15 protein-coding genes, 1 tRNA gene and 4 pseudogenes are annotated in these 15,608 nt (G+C 40.3%); 11 read left to right on the top strand and 9 right to left on the bottom strand.

Annotated features, from left to right (window positions below):
- Positions 1–65: 65 nt before the first annotated feature.
- Positions 66–830, bottom strand: a complete 765-nt coding sequence (locus C5469_RS11390; protein WP_166306317.1) for a GNAT family N-acetyltransferase — start codon at positions 828–830, stop codon at positions 66–68.
- 242 nt (positions 831–1,072) lie between these two features.
- Between C5469_RS11390 and C5469_RS11395 the strand changes: the two genes are divergently transcribed.
- Positions 1,073–1,149: transfer RNA gene (locus C5469_RS11395), tRNA-Ile, on the top strand.
- 167 nt (positions 1,150–1,316) lie between these two features.
- On the opposite strand, the gene C5469_RS11400 is transcribed toward C5469_RS11395, so the two are convergent.
- Positions 1,317–1,889: a BRO-N domain-containing protein gene (locus C5469_RS11400; RefSeq protein WP_166306320.1), complete on the bottom strand. Its 573-nt coding sequence runs from the start codon at positions 1,887–1,889 to the stop codon at positions 1,317–1,319.
- A gap of 383 nt (positions 1,890–2,272) precedes the next feature.
- On the opposite strand from C5469_RS11400, the gene C5469_RS11405 reads away from it, so the two are divergent.
- From C5469_RS11405 to C5469_RS11415, 3 genes and pseudogenes are all read left to right on the top strand, one after another.
- Positions 2,273–2,596, top strand: coding sequence for a type II toxin-antitoxin system RelE/ParE family toxin (locus C5469_RS11405; protein WP_166306323.1), 324 nt, complete (start codon positions 2,273–2,275; stop codon positions 2,594–2,596).
- Positions 2,597–2,643: 47 nt separating this feature from the next.
- A complete protein-coding gene (gene nadS / locus C5469_RS11410) occupies positions 2,644–2,940 on the top strand; it encodes a NadS family protein (protein WP_166306326.1) in 297 nt (98 codons plus the stop codon).
- Positions 2,941–3,382: 442 nt separating this feature from the next.
- A pseudogene (locus C5469_RS11415) lies at positions 3,383–3,565 on the top strand (helix-turn-helix domain-containing protein); the annotation flags it as partial.
- 541 nt (positions 3,566–4,106) lie between these two features.
- Here C5469_RS11415 and dinQ read toward each other — a convergent pair.
- Positions 4,107–4,178: a damage-inducible type I toxin DinQ gene (dinQ, locus tag C5469_RS24460; protein ID WP_369293964.1), complete on the bottom strand. Its 72-nt coding sequence runs from the start codon at positions 4,176–4,178 to the stop codon at positions 4,107–4,109.
- Here dinQ and C5469_RS11420 point away from each other — a divergent pair.
- Positions 4,171–4,413 carry a hypothetical protein gene (locus C5469_RS11420; protein ID WP_166306329.1) on the top strand — a complete coding sequence of 81 codons (243 nt, stop codon included), beginning with the start codon at positions 4,171–4,173 and terminating at the stop codon, positions 4,411–4,413. The genes dinQ and C5469_RS11420 overlap by 8 nt on opposite strands.
- Before the next feature lie 222 nt (positions 4,414–4,635).
- Here C5469_RS11420 and C5469_RS23605 read toward each other — a convergent pair.
- The 3 genes and pseudogenes from C5469_RS23605 to C5469_RS24465 form a co-directional block, all read right to left on the bottom strand.
- A pseudogene (locus tag C5469_RS23605) lies at positions 4,636–4,868 on the bottom strand (hypothetical protein); the annotation flags it as partial.
- Positions 4,869–5,073: 205 nt separating this feature from the next.
- Positions 5,074–5,461, bottom strand: a pseudogene (locus C5469_RS11430) (transposase); the annotation flags it as partial.
- A gap of 255 nt (positions 5,462–5,716) precedes the next feature.
- A complete protein-coding gene (locus tag C5469_RS24465; RefSeq protein WP_242689445.1) occupies positions 5,717–5,914 on the bottom strand; it encodes an NUDIX hydrolase in 198 nt (65 codons plus the stop codon).
- Positions 5,915–6,585: 671 nt separating this feature from the next.
- Between C5469_RS24465 and C5469_RS11445 the strand changes: the two are divergent.
- Positions 6,586–7,388, top strand: a pseudogene (locus C5469_RS11445) (VirK/YbjX family protein).
- A gap of 53 nt (positions 7,389–7,441) precedes the next feature.
- Here the strand turns inward: C5469_RS11445 and C5469_RS11450 are convergent.
- Positions 7,442–8,041, bottom strand: a complete 600-nt coding sequence (locus tag C5469_RS11450; RefSeq protein ID WP_166306335.1) for a GNAT family N-acetyltransferase — start codon at positions 8,039–8,041, stop codon at positions 7,442–7,444.
- A 385-nt stretch (positions 8,042–8,426) separates the two neighbouring features.
- Between C5469_RS11450 and C5469_RS11455 the strand changes: the two genes are divergently transcribed.
- Entirely contained in the window at positions 8,427–10,448 is a 2,022-nt protein-coding gene (locus C5469_RS11455; protein ID WP_166306338.1) for an NADPH-dependent 2,4-dienoyl-CoA reductase, read from the top strand.
- Between the two features lie 120 nt (positions 10,449–10,568).
- On the opposite strand, the gene sstT is transcribed toward C5469_RS11455, so the two are convergent.
- Together sstT and C5469_RS11465 are read right to left on the bottom strand one after the other, a co-directional pair.
- On the bottom strand, positions 10,569–11,816 hold the full coding sequence (sstT, locus tag C5469_RS11460; RefSeq protein ID WP_166306341.1) for a serine/threonine transporter SstT: 1,248 nt from the start codon (positions 11,814–11,816) through the stop codon (positions 10,569–10,571).
- 289 nt (positions 11,817–12,105) lie between these two features.
- On the bottom strand, positions 12,106–13,065 hold the full coding sequence (locus C5469_RS11465; protein ID WP_166306344.1) for a TerC family protein: 960 nt from the start codon (positions 13,063–13,065) through the stop codon (positions 12,106–12,108).
- Between the two features lie 703 nt (positions 13,066–13,768).
- Between C5469_RS11465 and C5469_RS11470 the strand changes: the two genes are divergently transcribed.
- The 4 genes from C5469_RS11470 to C5469_RS11485 all read left to right on the top strand — a co-directional run bounded on the left by C5469_RS11470 (position 13,769) and on the right by C5469_RS11485 (position 15,596).
- Positions 13,769–14,440 (top strand): DedA family protein, encoded by a 672-nt coding sequence (locus tag C5469_RS11470; RefSeq protein WP_166306347.1) that lies wholly within the window; start codon positions 13,769–13,771, stop codon positions 14,438–14,440.
- Between the two features lie 194 nt (positions 14,441–14,634).
- Positions 14,635–14,940, top strand: a complete 306-nt coding sequence (locus C5469_RS11475; RefSeq protein ID WP_166306350.1) for an ElaB/YgaM/YqjD family protein — start codon at positions 14,635–14,637, stop codon at positions 14,938–14,940.
- A 1-nt stretch (position 14,941) separates the two neighbouring features.
- Positions 14,942–15,343 (top strand): phage holin family protein, encoded by a 402-nt coding sequence (locus C5469_RS11480; protein WP_166306353.1) that lies wholly within the window; start codon positions 14,942–14,944, stop codon positions 15,341–15,343.
- Complete coding sequence (locus C5469_RS11485; RefSeq protein ID WP_166306356.1) at positions 15,336–15,596, top strand: YqjK-like family protein; 261 nt, start codon at positions 15,336–15,338, stop codon at positions 15,594–15,596. The genes C5469_RS11480 and C5469_RS11485 overlap by 8 nt, the downstream gene beginning before the upstream one ends.
- Positions 15,597–15,608: the final 12 nt, after the last annotated feature.

The following is a 15,608-nucleotide window of genomic DNA, read 5'->3' on the forward strand; positions in this document are numbered from 1 at the left end:
GTCACGCTGATTGGAAAGCGTCTGTTTCGGCAGACGCTTTTGTTTTTTTACACACAATACCAATGTCAATCGCGATAAAAACTCTGATAATCAAACAATGGAGTAAAACCGAGACGTCGATACAAAGAAGCACCATCAAATGAAGCTTCCAAGTAACAAACTTCCGCACCGTTAATCTTCGCCTCATTTAGAGCATATTTTATCAATGCAGTTGCATATCCTCTTTCCTGCACTTCCACAACCGTACCAATATCATCCAGACGCACCATATTATCCAATATTGATAAAGTTAAAGCACAGACAGGATTGCCGTCTATGTACAGCGCGTAATGTTTTAATTCTTTTCCTGCTTCAATTGCCATCTGATGCCGTTCCTGATATTGCCTAGTGACATTATATTCCTCAGATGCAAAAGCACTCTCAAGCGGAATAGACCAATCCTGTAAAACAGCATCAACACATCGAATATCGTGATTGACGGGTTCACTATGCCACTCAGACATATTTAATTGCATAGCGGTGGTCTCTCCACCAATAACAAGATTGGCTTGCTGGATATCTTGCTGAATACGCTGAACTTCACCCTCAACAAAAACAACACCAAAAGGTAACCCGGTATGTTCTAAGAATTTAATACCTGAACGTAGAGCATCACTTACGTCAACACATCCTTTTTTCACCAACAAAAAATTAAAAATATCCACTTCAATCCCCGTCACATATACCTGCACATACTCGTTTATATGTTGAGAGAATTGACTAATAGACGAGAAAAAGTAGTTTTCTATCTGGTGATAAGAAGAAACAGAAGGAAGATGTTTATTATTCATATAATCACCCATAAAAATACATTGATTATCGTGATCATAATATAATCAACAACACAAAATATCTTATTAAAAATTAAATCGATAACTTATAAAAACGTTAAATTAGCCGTAAAAAAAGCCAATATATATCGTTAACCTCTTTTACTACTTAATAAAAACTTAATTTTGTATACAAAGTGGTCATATAAATTTATAGATCTAGACCGCAAGCAAAACTGTACGTATAATCCCTCCCATCCAACGGCCCCTTAGCTCAGTTGGTTAGAGCAGGCGACTCATAATCGCTTGGTCACTGGTTCAAGTCCAGTAGGGGCCACCAGATTTTAGCTGTGAAATCAGCACATTAGGCCACTCTATGACGAGTGGCTTTTTTGTTTCTGGTAGTCAGTGGCGACAAAATGGCGACAGAGATTTTTTCATAAAGCCATTGCCTGGATGAAAACATACTAGCCAGCTTCAATTTCTGGGCAGGAGTTAGGCTATTTATTAACCTTTTAACATTACAACTCTTTCTACACTCATCCCTGCTTCCTCTTGAAGATAATGTGAGAAACATAGATCAATTTTAAAAGCTTGTTCTGGACACCGAATAGAATTGCAAATTGCTGAGACCTCAATTCTGTGTCTATGCAATTTTTCTGCACTTAGAACATTGGCGGGTTTCTGACAACAAGGGCAAATAATGAACTGACTTAGTGAAATACTCTTCTTCCTGCCTATATAGCTACCGGTCTTTCTAATCGAAGGTAAAACTTCACTAGTAACCCATTTACGAAAACGGTGGGGTAAAGTTCCTTTCTTTACGGCATCACGACAGCGGATTGTCAGAAAATATATTCCTGATTCATTGATAATGTTTACTTTTTGCTTTCCACCAAGGGTGTCACTTAAAGCTACATCCTTTTCATCATCATCAAATTTTGCGATAGCTTCGCGGCTGTTTGTGATTTTCAAGGCATCACATACATCTTGTGCAATAAACCAAAGATTGCCATTTTTAATCAATGTACGTACTTGCTGATTTTCAAAAATGAATGGAGTTACGGATAGACTAGCCATTACTGACTCCTTACTTTTCTTTGAGAATTGGGTTTACCATTTAAGAATATGGTGTCGGGAGGCTCAAAACGGCAGTAAGAAACCGCGGACTTATTCCCCTTGCGGGTGTTGTATTAGTCGCCCTCCCGACATTGAATCAGAGAGATGATAGCCGAATAGCTACCATTAAAAATTAGGCATAAAAAACCCAACACTAACGGGGTTGGTTTTGACCGCTTACTCGAGGTTTTGAGTCCTCATGCGACAAACGATAATGAATTGCTATCAGGAGGTCAACTACAATTTTCCAGGTGCATTAAGATCTAGTCTCCAGTTCGATTTGATCTTGACTATCGTACCATGTACGAATACTATATTTCCATATATAGGCAAGGATGTTTTTTATGGAATATCTGGTTTTTATCGAAACTCCCGTATTTAGTAGGGAACGAGCAGAACTGTTAACCGATGATGAATTTAGGCTATTACAGGAATACTTACTAAAGAATCACGAACAGGGTAGTACCATCAGCGCTACTGGAGGATGTAAAAAGATTCGTTGGCAGCGAGAAAGAGTAGGAAAACGTGGCGGAGTAAGAATTATCTACTATGCCATAACCAAAACTGGAAGGCTCTATCTCCTTTTGATTTACCCTAAAAATAAAAAAGATGACTTAACTCCAAAAGAAAAAGAGGTACTTAAAGCCATCAGTAGCAAATTACAGTAATCGACACCGCGCAGATACGCGGCAATGTTCATACAACAGGAGAGACTATGGACAAAAAACTTTTTAACGATCTGGTTGAAAGCATGAATCAGATGGTAGCAATTGAAAAAGGCGAACTTTCTGTTTCTGATGAAAATATCCATTACCATCGCCTGCCTGATGTAAAAAACTTACGTGAAACCTTTGGCTTAAAACAAAGTGAATTTGCCGAAGCTGTTGGCGTTTCTGCATCTCTAATTCAAAGCTGGGAACAGCACCGCCGTATTCCTTCTGGTGCATCACTGAAACTACTTAAGATGCTTGAACGTAATCCTGAGCTTATTAATGAATTAAGCACACTTTAATACTTTCACTTTCTCCTTGTCGTAATGCAAAAGGAGAAAATAATTTCAGTTCTGTATATCCTGTAAAGCCGCGCTCTATCTGATTTCTATGATAAAGCACGGCTTTCCTTTGTGATTTTATATTTTACGTAAAATATAATTTTTTATTTAATACCAATGCATTGGAATTTTTTCCGTGATCCTCTTTTGATCCAAAGCGTGCAGGCGGGTGCGGTGTAGTGCCGTTTTCGCCATAAGTTCATTTATTTCGTCATAAGCGCAGCGAGGCAAACCGTCACTAAGGTATTTATTTGATTCTTGAGTCAGATAATACAATCAGTTAAAGCAGCACTGCCATCGGCAAAATCCGATGGTCAGGGGGTCGCAGCCTTGAACGAACATCCCACTGGTAAGGTTGTTTTCTTACCAGTGTGCCTGTTATCGCTCTTTCTATGGCGGTTCATTAAGTTCTTCAACATTAGCAAATGCTTTAACGCGCCCCTGGCCTAAAGGAGAATTACTGATTGCTCAGGAAATTGGTGTCACACCTGCTGAGATATGGCCCAGTCGGTATTTTGACGAAAATAAGCAGCCTATCAAACGAACCGTCCGAAATGATTTACCAAACAATTCTGATATTACATAAGTTATTTCTATATCCGAAAAAGTAACGACAACTTTTAAACCACTAAACTAATATAACACTCTGAGTTATTAGTTTTTTATTACACTCACTGCTCATTCTTTAATATCAGGATTGTATTCATAGCTCCATGAAAATGTAAGACAGCCCGCATATTGCGGGCGAGATAATTGTGTTTCAGGCCATCAGAACCCGTAGCACTGATCGATACCGCATTTAAAAAATGCGTCCCAGTGTTATTATGTGTATGACTCACGGTAAGCTACACTAATCTGTTGGCTATTCCCCCATACTACTGGCTCAATAATCGCTTGAACACGAGTTCAAGTCCAGTAAGAATTACCAAATTTAAGCTGTTAGATCAGTATATTAGGCCACTTAAACAAGCGTGGCTTAGTAGGTTGATGAGTGAATAACGCTGCGTGCATCTGGTTGCGTTTTGTGAAAGGATAGAAATTATAAGGCGCAGTGACCTGATCAAAGGCGGTAAATGTTAAAAGCCACCGGGAGGTTACCCCGATGGCCTTAGCTACGTTTCCGTTATCTATTTCAGAAATGCCCGGATCAGCTCTAAAAGCGCAATTAACGCTTTGAGAACGATGATAGCAGTGTCAATAAATGCTTTCACCCGTTTGCTCCAGTTAGGAGCACGACTTAACCAGCCATTGCCTTTACATTGCCTGTCCGGCTGGTTCTCATCAATGTTAGTTGAAGTGGATCGCGCTCCGGCCGAGGCTCTGAATCAGCACCACCTGTATTCAGCCAAGACTTACGAAAATTTGCGTAAGAGATACACAGGCCAAAACGCTCCTCAACTAACAGCCGTTGATTATAGGTTTATTTGGATATGATTCAATGGATTAATAGATAGATAAAAACAAAAAAACCAACTGGTGAAGTTGGTTTTTTGTTTTTATCTTTAAGCAGGACCTCTGTTTTTGTGCTCTTAACCGGGTTGGTAGCCTCGGCTTTAGCGCGATCCACTTCAACTAACATAAGAATTTTAATGCTTAGAACCGGAAATATCAACCTATAACATGATTACAAAACAAACAACATCACCTGGCTAAAAATCAACCAATCACAGGCGAATACTTCTGCTTCAATCCATCCGATTTATAGGCCGTGTTCCTGATGGCGCTGGCGTTCTCCGAGGTACCTGTATTGTGGTGCGTATGCGCGGCTGTCAGTTCAGCCAATTCTTAACCACATCCAGCGTCTCTAACATCAATTGCATAACGTTGATTTGCTGGCTGCCCACCCAAACCACGGGCGCGACGATTTCTTGCCGGGCTCCAGCGATACTCTACTTAATATTACAGCTGTAATTGCTCTGTAAGAAGGCTCTCTTCCCAGCGATGATAGTGACATTGCTGGGCACAATATTGATGCAGTCGTCCCCAGTATGACCAATGTAAGATCTGTTCTATTGTCTCTCCCGCTTTTTCCATCAACCTTGACAGCAGCTTACGTAGCTCCGCTACACTGAGGGGAACCAGGTCTGTTGGTGTTTTTTTCTCCTGTGTCCATAGAGCCGCTAGGACCGCATGGACCAGTAATGACAAGGTAATATGCTGATACCAACTCTACCACCGCCGTACTTCGTAATGATCCAGACCACATTCCCCTTTCGTTTCTTCAAAACCACACTCGATTTCCCAGCGGTAACCCGCAACTTGCATCAGGGTATGGAGGTTTGCCTGCTCTCTCCGCGCATACACCACATAGTAAGCCAGCTCTTGTCTGTTATCCCGGCTGCGCCGAACCAGCAGGTAATGGCCATAACGGAACCAAAGCCCAGTCATACCAACGCTCACCTTTCGCGCCTGTTCCCGCTGACCCTGTTTGCCAATCAGCGGCGATCAGGGTATCGGCAATGCCTTCCGCACTGATGTAGATGATGAAGCCACTTTTTTCCAACACTTGTCTGAAATTAGGCGGGCGTTTTGCGATTACCACAAGCAAGACGATCAATGATGTCAGGGATATCCGATTGATAGTTATTCAGAACCACATTAATGACGAAACCTTTTTCAATGCACAATCAAAATCCATTTCCTCACCAAGACGCCGATGTGCTGCGACATCCAGTGCCTCCCCTATATCCGTAGATGGCTACAACAGCAGTTAGTCCAAAGTCCAGCTGAATGATATTTAGTTGCTGGCCGCTTTTTCAGGAGTAAATTTCCTTATATAATCAAAAATAAATATAGAAAAAGCCCGGTGCAACATACCTCTTTGGTGAATATCAATTTTCCCTGCTAAACCAATAGGATTGTCATATTTATCAACAAGAGTAAGTATTTCATCCTTGCGAATAGTCTTGCTGTAAAGTGATGTTAAGTACATCACCAAAAAAACATTAAAATAAATTAACAATAAAAATATAATCCATATTCTATAAGTGCAAATAAATTTAATTAAAATATATAAAATCAAACTCAACACCATGATATGTATAAAAATAAAATAAAAACCTACTATTTCAGTATAACATAAATAAAGAATGCCAAATAAATTAACAGAAACTATATTAATAAGTTAACTAAACTGCATTAAAAGCGAACATATCTAATATTGCTTACTTACAATCAATACTAACCTGCTCAATTTGTTACAATGGCATCAAGTATCGCACAAGGCTATAGCAACTTTTTTCACATTTCCTGTATACTTTTACAACGAAGAAACATCTCAGAAAACTAAACCAATAATAAACAAATAACAAAAACACTATTATTTCTTAAACACTCATTAAACAACTATTGTTTTTTGCCCCACAAAAACACAAATACAAATTTGTTTAAGTTTTGTTTAACACTTTTAAATGGTATAATGAATCAGTTAACTTGTTTTTTGTTTTCCTCCCGTCTAGCTAGAAAGATAAAGAAATGGAATATATATATCAACCTGCAAGCTCAGGTATTCGACTGTTTACAGATTTAATCGGAAAAAAAATCAGTCCCAGCCCCCATTGGTATTCTGCGCAAAATCGCACCAAGTTTGCTTTGCGTAGCGCTCTGATGCCAATCTCAACACTAAAACTATTAAACCAGATAGTTAATACACCGTTTTATCTGGATATTTTGAAAAAACAGCCATGTTTGCCATCTAAACTACAGCGCCCTTATCTGAGTATTAACTTCAACAGGGGGCAAACATTACGCGCAATAAATGAGCATTATCAACTCTTATTTACCGGGTTAAATAAGTCTATTATTAATAAAATATTTTGTTCCAATGCATATCCATTAGCGGTTATCAATGGTAAAAACGGAACTTACACTATTTTTATAGATTCTATGGACTGTTTTAATAAGGAAGGTGAACTCGCTTTATTTATTAGAACAGAAGATAATAAAACTCTGGCAAAATGTGCCTTTACACTATTGACTATTGCCGGTAAAAAGACACTGTTTATTGGCGGACTACAAGGTTCTAAAGAAGATACAACCCTTGACATTATCCGCCATGCGACAAAAGATTGTTATGGATTATTTCCGAAACGTTTACTGCTTGAATCCGTCTGCCGCTTTGCCGCTTACTTTGGATGTCAGCAAATTCTGGCAGCCAGCAATGATACTCACATCTACAAAAGCCTGCGTTATTGGCATAAAAAGAAAGACAAATTAGTCGCTGACTACGACGCTTTCTGGGAGTCATTGGGTGGAGAAAAGAAAAAAATAAAGATTTCCTCCTACCATTATCCATTGAAAGAAAATCTCTTGAAGATATAGCCAGTAAAAAACGAGCTGAATATCGCCGCCGTTATCAATTACTGGACGAACTGGACAATGAAATGCGGGATTCCCTATCTTCAAATTAAAATTAGAATCAGGCCGTCAACTTTCTTAGGACGGCCTGATCTTAAAATTAATCTTACCTAGGCTTAACCATCTGCCATTCAAGATGAGTTTTAACTGTAGGCCACTCACAACTGATGATGCTGTAAACACAAGTGTCCCTAATACTGCCATCTTTAGATAAAATATGATTACGCAGAATTCCATCGAGTTTTGCCCCCAGCCGTTCTATCGCTTTCCGGCTCTGATGATTAAAAAAATGGGTGCGGAATTCTACTGCAATACAATCCAATTCTTCAAAAGCATATTTCAGTAGCAGATATTTCGCTTCTGTATTGATATGTGTCCGCTGGGCAGAGCTCGCATACCAAGTGGAACCGATTTCCACCCGGCGAGCATTAGGATCAATGCCCATATACGTCGTCATTCCAACTGCTTTACCTGTCCGGTGGTCAACAATAGCAAAAGGCAACATAGCGCCTTCTTCATGTAGAAATAAACAGCGATCAATCTCTTTACTTAGCTCAGCCGGTGCAGGAATGATGGTGTACCACAATTTATGCAGTTCACCCTCTTCAATTACCTGTATAAATTCATCATTCCTCTGGTGTGTCAGAGGTTCTAGAGTAATACCTTTTCCTACCAAAGTTATCCATTCAGTCATTTGCCTTTTCATAATAATCGCTTCTTATCAATAAGATAGAAAACATTATCCTATCCAGTAATTAAAATCGGAATGTGGTTAATATATGAGGAATTCATCTTTCATTAAAGCCAAACGACCACTGACGTGGAACATGATAACTAATACAACCTAGAAAAAAATAACAATTTCAATCTGTCATATTCCTGTTGCATCGTTCAGAAAAAAATATTAGAGCCATAACGGAGCCAGATTTCATGATATCCATCACATTCGTTTAACATTTTTTTCCCAATTAACCTCATTCCGTCTAAATTTGAATCATTATCTCATCCGACCACTTTCCGTTTTACCCGGTGGTTTCGAGCACAATAACAATAATCTGATTATGATTGACAAACACCCGATGGAGATTGCAATGAGCCACTATCCTCACCTGTTTACCCCTTTAGACCTAGGGTTTACCACACTAAAAAACCGTGTTCTTATGGGATCAATGCACACCGGACTGGAAGAGCATCCCGACGGCGCTCAGAGACTTGCTCGTTTTTATGCTGAGCGGGCAGCTGGAGGCGTAGCATTGATTGTCACAGGAGGAATTTCCCCAAATAAACAAGGTATTATAGGAAAAAACGCTGCATTTCTGGCAAATGAAAAAGCCCTTACTCACCATAAAATTATTACAGAAGCGGTTCATCAAGCTGATGGAAAAATTGCAATACAAATTCTACATACTGGCCGTTACAGCTATCAACCACAGCTTGTCGCCCCCTCTGCAATTCAGGCACCGATTAATCCCTTCATGCCTCGTGAAATGACAGAAGAAGATATTCTGCAAACAATTGCAGACTTCGCCCACTGTGCACACCTGGCACAGCAAGCAGGCTATGATGGCGTGGAAATCATGGGCTCTGAGGGGTATCTGATTAACCAGTTTTTGACTACTCGTACCAATCATCGTCAAGACAAATGGGGTGGAAGTTTTGAGAATCGAATGCGCTTAGCTGTGGAGATTGTCAAAGCTGTCCGTCAGGCAACCGGACGAGAGTTTATTCTGATTTACCGACTTTCAATGTTAGATCTAGTAGAAGATGGTTCTAATTGGCAGGAAATCGAGCAATTAGCTGTCGCCATTGAGCAAGCAGGGGCATCTATCATCAATACGGGTATTGGCTGGCATGAAGCACGAATTCCAACTATTGCCACTATGGTTCCTCGTGCTGGGTTTAGTTGGGTAACCAAAAAACTGATGGGGAAAATTTCTATTCCATTGATCACAACAAACAGAATTAATGATCCACAAATTGCAGAACAAGTACTAGCACAAGGTTGTGCGGATATGGTTTCTATGGCACGACCTTTTCTGGCTGATGCTGAATTTGTTCTAAAAGCTCAGCAAGGGCGAGCTGATGAGATTAACGCGTGTATTGGCTGTAATCAGGCGTGTCTGGATCAGATTTTTGTCGGTGAAATAGCCTCTTGCTTGGTTAATCCCCGCGCTTGTTATGAAACAGAAATGGACGCCAAACCTACTACTGCGCCTAAAAAATTGGCGGTTGTCGGTGCCGGACCTGCTGGATTGTCATTTGCAGTGACTGCTGCCAGTCGTGGTCATCACGTTACTTTGTTTGAACGTGACGGGCAGATTGGCGGGCAATTCAATATTGCCAAGCAGATCCCCGGAAAAGAAGAATTTCATGAAACATTACGTTATTTCCAACGCCAGCTAGGAATCCATCATGTTGATGTACGACTGAATCAGACCGCAACGATAGAAACACTCTCTGATTTCGATGAGATCATCATCGCTAGTGGCATTGTACCTCGTCAACTCACTATTGATGGTATTCATCACGAAAAAGTGCTGAGCTACCTGGATGTATTAAGAGACAAGAAAGCTGTCGGTCAACGTGTAGCTATCATTGGCGCAGGAGGAATTGGTTTTGATACCGCAGAATATCTAAGTCAGCCAGAAAAAAGTACCAGCCTTGATAGTACAGCTTTCAGTGAAGAATGGGGTATTGATAAAAATCTGACACATCGTGGAGGATTATCTCCTAAAGGCCCTCAACCAGAGCCCTCCCCCCGAAAAATTTATTTATTACAACGTAAATCCACAAAAGTTGGAGAAGGATTAGGTAAAACAACAGGTTGGATACATAGAACCAGTCTGTATATGCGTGGTGTAAAAATGCTCAACAACATGCAATATCTGAAAATAGATGATCAGGGATTACATATTAGCTGTAATGGAGAACAGAGCTGTCTCGCGGTCGACAACATCGTTATCTGTGCCGGACAAGAGCCACTAAAAGAATTGTATCAGCCGTTACAGCAAGCGGGAAAAACAGTGCACCTTATTGGTGGAGCAGATGTGGCAGCTGAGCTGGATGCCCGACGAGCTATCGATCAGGGAACTCGATTAGGTCTTAAGATTTGATAAAAATGGTCATGTACAAACCGTAAAGATGCAATAGACACTCAAGCCGCGCCATTCCTGGCGCGGACACTTTACTATTCTTACGCATCGTACCTATTACCCGCCAGAAAATTCTGTCAATCAATTACGACGAGTTAGCTGATCCGATGCCAGACGGTCATCCTCTGCCTGACACACAGCAGCGGTGAACAATACATCAGTAGAAGAATTCAAGCCAGTTTCTGCAGAATCCTGCAATACGCCAATAATCAAACCTACTGCCACAACCTGCATAGCAATTTCATTGGAAATGCCGAACATGCTACAGGCCAGAGGGATCAACAATAAGGAACCACCAGCCACACCAGAAGCACCACATGCACAAATTGCTGCCACCACACTTAGCAGCAATGCTGTAAGTAGATCAACCGGCATCCCAAGCGTATTTACCGCCGCTAGAGTTAATACAGTGATAGTTACCGCAGCCCCCTCCATGTTGATCGTTGCCCCCAAAGGGATGGAAACAGAATAAGTATCTTCATGCAAATTCATACGGCGACACATAGCCATATTCACCGGAATATTTGCAGCCGAACTGCGAGTGAAAAATGCAGTTACACCACTTTCGCGCAGGCAAGCAAATACCAGAGGATAAGGATTACGACGAATTTTCCAGTAAACAATCAATGGGTTTACAACAAGTGCCATAACCAACATACAACCCAGTAGTACAACTAGCAGATAGACGTACCCCAACAACGTCTTAAAGCCAGTCTCTGCAATTGTTGAAGACACCAGACCAAAAATACCAATCGGTGCCAAACGAATGACTACCCGAACAACCTGAGTAACTGCTTCAGACATATCATGAATCAGGGACTTAGTTGAATCCGTTGCATGACGCAGTGCGATACCAAGACCAATAGCCCAAGCAAGAATACCGATATAGTTACCATTCAGTAATGCATTAACCGGATTAGCAACAACATTCACCAACATCCCTTTAATCACCTCCATAATGTTTTCAGGAGGAGACATCTGAGCATCATTGATAGCCAATACCAGTTGTAACGGAAACATAAAGCTACCGACCACAGCAACCAATGCAGCGGAAAAAGTACCCAGGATATAGAGGATAAGAATTGGGCGAATATTGGTTTCCTGACCTTCTTTATGGTTAGCAATTGAAGACATCACCAAAACCCATACCAATATCGGTGCTACTGCTTTCAGGGCACCAACGAACAACGTCCCAAGCAAACTGATTGACTTGGCAACCGAAGGTGCCAGCCACGCTAGCAGTATCCCTGCTATTAAACCTACCAAAATTTGTTTAACCAAGCTCCCTTGTGTAAGGTAATGCACGAAGCCACTTTTTTGTTTTTCCATAGTTAACCCATTTTATTAACAGTTCTGTTGAATCTATATTTTTTGTATTTGCTTCCCCAGTATAGGGAAGCCAAGAATGGTGAAAAACAGCAACAGTTAAAATATACAACCCAGCCGGCATTTATTAACAATATACTTATATTTGTGTGATCAAAACGGCAATTTATACATTTATAAAACACAATTATTTGTTTCTATGTTTAACCACTTTTCAACAAGTTAAGACAAAAAACCATATCTCCTTATTCAGAAAGATATGGTTTCCTATTAAAAAATAGTTGCTTGATTACTAGAGCTTTTTAGCTTCGAGCTTATTTACCCAAATATTAATAATCATTGTTACTACCAAAATACCCGCTATAGCTCCTAGAGAAACCACCATAGGAATATGATAAACATCCATTATCAGCATCTTAATACCAATAAATACCAAAATAACTGACAAACCATATTTCAACATTGTGAATTTCTCTGCCACTCCTGCCAATAGGAAATACATTGCACGTAATCCTAAGATAGCGAAAAGGTTAGAAGTTAAAACAATAAAAGGATCTGTGGTGACGGCAAAAATAGCAGGAATACTGTCTACGGCAAAAATAACGTCACTAATTTCAATCAGAATCAAGACCAGGATCAATGGAGTCGCATATAACAAACCGTTTTCTTTAACAAAAAAACGTTCACCATGGAGACTATCAGTCATACGAATATGCAATCTTAACCAACGGACAAAAGGTTTATCTCCTACCGGAGAATCCCCCTCCTTTGCCAACGCCATCTTAGCACCTGTCACCAGCAGAAAGATGCCAAACAGATAGAGTACCCAACTGAATTGAGAAACCAACCAACTCCCCGCAAAGATCATCACAGTACGCAGTACAATTGCGCCTAAAACACCATAAATAAGGACTCGACGTTGCAAATTTGCCGGAATGGCAAAATAACTGAACAACATCAGCCAAACGAATACGTTATCAACAGCAAGTGCCTTTTCCAGCAAATAACCGGTAAGAAAAGCCATTACCTGGCTATTGGCGACGGCTCCCCCCAAAGTTTCTCTGAAATACCACCACAACCCTAATGCAAATAAGAGCGATAAACTTACCCAAATTACACTCCAGACAGCAGCCTGACGAAATGACATTACCTGCTCTTTCTTACGTCCCTGTAAGAATAGATCCAACAACAACATAACTGTAATTAAAACAGCGAAACTTCCCCATAAGATGGAGCTACCCACTGAGTTCATTTTCTTCCTCTCACAAACAAAAACGGCCGAAGTCTCAGAAGACGCCAGCCGTTGCTATATTTCTTTCTCACGTTATGGATATGGATGTATTGCAAGCAACCTCGCCTTCTGGCAAGGTCTCACTTACAACACAGAAAATGTACCACCAGGTATAAATTCAAGGTTGCCCGGCTACCGGATGCTATTGCATCGTAATGACGATAAACCGGCTAAGGAAGTTACTCCCCTTTGCTATGATGAAAAATAAATCAAATTCACACAAGAATCAATCTGCCGTAAAAAAATATTAACGCACAATCAGAAACATTATAAAAATTAAACAAATAAAAAAATTCCATACCTCATATCTGTAAGCAGAAATCAACCATCATTAGATATATATAAATGAATAGAATGACAACAAACTACGAAGAAAACAGGTTAAAACAGTAGAAAAAATAGCAATTAGTTTAAATAAGAAATCTAACAAGCCAATCTCAATAGACCCGTTTATTATTCGATGACAATGAATGTTCAATTGATCACCAAAATTTTCTGTTTAGTCATCCTTGATTTTGTTACAGTGTATCAGGCACGTCATTTTCCTCTTTCAAGGGATTGGAAAGGTATCACAACCGGCCAAATAACTAAAACAGGATATAATTTAATCAGCTTAGCCTCATGCTTTCAGGATGAACGAATAAAGGCATTTTAGGAACACCTGATGGAAATAGTAAAAGAACTTATATATGCACTTTGGCACCAAGATTATGAAACTCTGGCCAACCCATCCCTATTATGGGCCATTTATATCATGTTATTCTTGATTCTATTCCTTGAAAGTGGCCTGCTTCCCGCTGCATTTTTACCTGGAGACAGCCTGCTTATACTGGTTGGAGTGTTAATCGCTAAAGGTACAATGAGTTTCCCTGTAACGATTGCAATCTTGACTGCCGGAGCAAGCTTAGGCTGCTGGATAGGTTACCTTCAAGGAAAATGGTTAGGAAATACCAAGATAGTACAAGGCTGGCTCTCTCACCTTCCAGCCCATTATCACCAAAGAGCTTATAGTCTTTTTCACCGCCACGGCCTGTCTGCTTTGCTTATCGGCCGTTTCCTCGCATTTGTAAGAACCTTATTACCAACACTTGCTGGTCTGACGGGCTTGCAAAATAGTCGTTTCCAGTTTTTTAACTGGCTCAGTGGCCTCCTGTGGGTCGTTATCCTTACCTCTCTGGGCTATGCACTCGGCAAAACCCCCATCTTCCGTCAGTATGAAGATCTGGTAATGAATTTCTTGATATTACTACCACTTGCTTTGCTAATTATTGGTTTTAGCGGTAGTTTGTTTGTTGTATGCCGTAAAAAAGTTTGCCATTCCCCACAAAAAAAGTAGTTAATTCTTAGAAAACACAATACTCCCCTCTGCTGCAGATGATTGTATCGTTTGCAGCAGAATAGTGAAATAACGCTAATGTTTTTCATTCATCTTCTAAAATATAAGCTATATTTAATGATAGCCTTTTCCACCACCAGGAAAAGCAACTAACGTAAGTTAAATATCCATATCTTATACGAGGAGTAGTCTATATGATGCAGAACAAAACTACTGAAGATTTACATGTTGAACTAAAATCACTTGCGGATACACTGGAAGAAGTGATCAAAAATTCCGGTGATAAATCCAAAGTCGAACTGGAAGAACTTCGCGGCAAAGTAGAGGAAGTAATCAAAGATACTCGCTCTAAGCTCGGTAATGCCAGTGATATGATCGTCAAGCAAACAAAAGATATGGCAGTCCGTGCTGATGACTACGTTCACGATAAGCCATGGACAAGCATCGGTATTGGTACAGCCGTCGGTGCCATATTAGGTGTATTATTAGCTAAACGCTAATATGAGTAATTCATCCAAATCTCAAGGCCCCGGTAAAGGGGTCCTTGATATTCTTCAGCGCATTGCCACTATCGTTATCGAGATAGTAGAAACTCGCTTACAACTGATCGTTGTAGAGTTGGAAAAAGAGAAAGCCACTCTGATACAACTGATAGTCATAGCCAGCCTGACACTGCTATTTACCGCTTTCGGGCTGATGTGTCTGCTTGTGATAATTTTTTGGGCCATCGATCCCACCTGGCGCTTTACTGTGTTGGTTAGTACCACTGGAACTTTATTTCTTCTGGCTCTTACTGGCCTCATATGGACTATCAGAAAAGCGCGAAATTCAACATTACTTAGCGCAACGCGAGAGCAATTAAAGATTGATAGAAAAATGCTGGAGGATAACCACAATGAGTAAACCGCGTCAGAAAAGAAAGCTGAAAAAACAGCAACTACTCAACAATATCCAACAGCAACGGCTTGAACTCTCCAACAATACACAACTCTGGAAAAGTATCACCGAACCTTATGACAAAAGCTGGCAAAAGCTTTTGTCATTAAAACCTTATCTGCAACTTGGAGTCAGTGCTATTTCTTTATATGGGCTTCGCCATCCAGTGAAATTTTATCGTTGGTCGCGCTACATCATTCGCGCACTGAAACGGAAATAGCAATAATTTTTC

It is taken from the genome of Photorhabdus cinerea, from assembly GCF_011189575.1.
GTDB lineage: Bacteria > Pseudomonadota > Gammaproteobacteria > Enterobacterales > Enterobacteriaceae > Photorhabdus > Photorhabdus cinerea.

Excerpts from the sequence above, each read along its gene's own strand:
- C5469_RS11400 (WP_166306320.1), bottom strand. The coding sequence starts at position 1,889 with ATGGCTAGTCTATCCGTAACTCCATTCATTTTTGAAAATCAGCAAGTA.
- C5469_RS11405 (WP_166306323.1), top strand. The coding sequence starts at position 2,273 with ATGGAATATCTGGTTTTTATCGAAACTCCCGTATTTAGTAGGGAACGA.
- C5469_RS11470 (WP_166306347.1), top strand. The coding sequence starts at position 13,769 with ATGGAAATAGTAAAAGAACTTATATATGCACTTTGGCACCAAGATTAT.
- C5469_RS11475 (WP_166306350.1), top strand. The coding sequence starts at position 14,635 with ATGATGCAGAACAAAACTACTGAAGATTTACATGTTGAACTAAAATCA.
- C5469_RS11485 (WP_166306356.1), top strand. The coding sequence starts at position 15,336 with ATGAGTAAACCGCGTCAGAAAAGAAAGCTGAAAAAACAGCAACTACTC.
- C5469_RS11450 (WP_166306335.1), bottom strand. The coding sequence starts at position 8,041 with ATGAAAAGGCAAATGACTGAATGGATAACTTTGGTAGGAAAAGGTATT.
- C5469_RS11480 (WP_166306353.1), top strand. The coding sequence starts at position 14,942 with ATGAGTAATTCATCCAAATCTCAAGGCCCCGGTAAAGGGGTCCTTGAT.
- sstT (WP_166306341.1), bottom strand. The coding sequence starts at position 11,816 with ATGGAAAAACAAAAAAGTGGCTTCGTGCATTACCTTACACAAGGGAGC.
- C5469_RS11455 (WP_166306338.1), top strand. The coding sequence starts at position 8,427 with ATGAGCCACTATCCTCACCTGTTTACCCCTTTAGACCTAGGGTTTACC.
- C5469_RS11465 (WP_166306344.1), bottom strand. The coding sequence starts at position 13,065 with ATGAACTCAGTGGGTAGCTCCATCTTATGGGGAAGTTTCGCTGTTTTA.
- nadS (WP_166306326.1), top strand. The coding sequence starts at position 2,644 with ATGGACAAAAAACTTTTTAACGATCTGGTTGAAAGCATGAATCAGATG.
- C5469_RS11390 (WP_166306317.1), bottom strand. The coding sequence starts at position 830 with ATGAATAATAAACATCTTCCTTCTGTTTCTTCTTATCACCAGATAGAA.